2 protein-coding genes and 1 pseudogene are annotated in these 1,027 nt (G+C 71.3%); 1 reads left to right on the plus strand and 2 read right to left on the minus strand.

Annotation, left to right across the window (positions count from 1 at the left end):
* Positions 1–393 (plus strand): annotated as a pseudogene (locus AC1D12_RS33995) (SAM-dependent methyltransferase); the annotation flags it as partial.
* A gap of 21 nt (positions 394–414) precedes the next feature.
* Here AC1D12_RS33995 and AC1D12_RS34000 read toward each other — a convergent pair.
* Both AC1D12_RS34000 and AC1D12_RS34005 read right to left on the minus strand, forming a co-directional pair.
* Entirely contained in the window at positions 415–681 is a 267-nt protein-coding gene (locus AC1D12_RS34000; protein WP_465111728.1) for a hypothetical protein, read from the minus strand.
* Between the two features lie 19 nt (positions 682–700).
* The coding region (locus AC1D12_RS34005) for a hypothetical protein (RefSeq protein WP_477845476.1) at positions 701–1,027 on the minus strand (327 nt) is incomplete at its 5' end.

Here is a 1,027-nt window from a genome sequence, read left to right on the forward strand (position 1 = left end):
GTGTGGGACCGCATCGAGGCCAACGAATTTGCCGACACGGTGACGCAGGCGCTGGCCGTGCGCTACCCGCAGGATCCGCCGCGCTTCATGGCGCGCACGCCGCACGGCTACTTCGAGCGCTCGGCGATCGAAGCCGACCTGCGGGCCGGCGGCTGGCGCGAGACGGTGCACTTCGAGACGCTGCCCGCGCGCAGCCGGGCCGCGTCGGCGCAGGTGGCGGCCCGGGCCTACTGCGAGGGCACGCCGTTGCGCAGCGAGATCGAGGCGCGGTCTGCCGGCGACCTGGCCGAGGCGACGGCGGCCTGCGCCGACGCGCTGGCCGCGCGCTTCGGGCGGGGTGCGGTGGACGGGCAGATCCAGGCGCACATCGTCGCGGTGCGCAAGGACGCGTAGCCGGGCTGGCGTGAGCGCGCTTCAGCGCAGCGAGGTCAGCCAGTCGCAGCGCAGCCGCCGGGCCCGGTGCAGCCAGCGCCGCAGCGCCACATAGCGCCCGGGTACGAAGAACAGCAGCACGCAGGCGCCGGCCACGACCGGCTGGCGCAGCAGCAGCGAGGCCGGCAGCCCCATCCAGCCCATCACCCAGAGCGTCAGCACGGCATCCCAGGTGTGGTACTCGACCGGCTGCAGCTCGCGGTGGCCGACATGCCACTGCTTGACAGCCTGCAACTGGTCGAGCGTCATGGGGATGGACCGTTGGGTGTCAGGCCGCGAGCGGCATGGCGGCGGGCCTGCGGCGGCGTGCAGTCGCCAACTGCATCAACGCCAGTGCGCCCAGGCCGGCCAGCAGCAGCGAGGCGACCGGCAGTTCGGGCACGGCGCTGACCGAGACGCTGAGGATGTCAGCCGTCAGCACGACCCGGAAGATGTTGTAGTCGCTGATGCTGAACAGGCCGCTGGTCCACAGCGTGTTGAGCCACTGGGTGGTCGGCAGGCTGTTGCCCGTGAAGGACGTGTCCGGGCCGAACAGCGTCATGTTGTAGCCGACGTTGTTGTGCTGGGTGTTGAACGATACGGTGTCGCTCGAGGT

This window comes from Rhizobacter sp. P1_G5, from assembly GCF_056405435.1.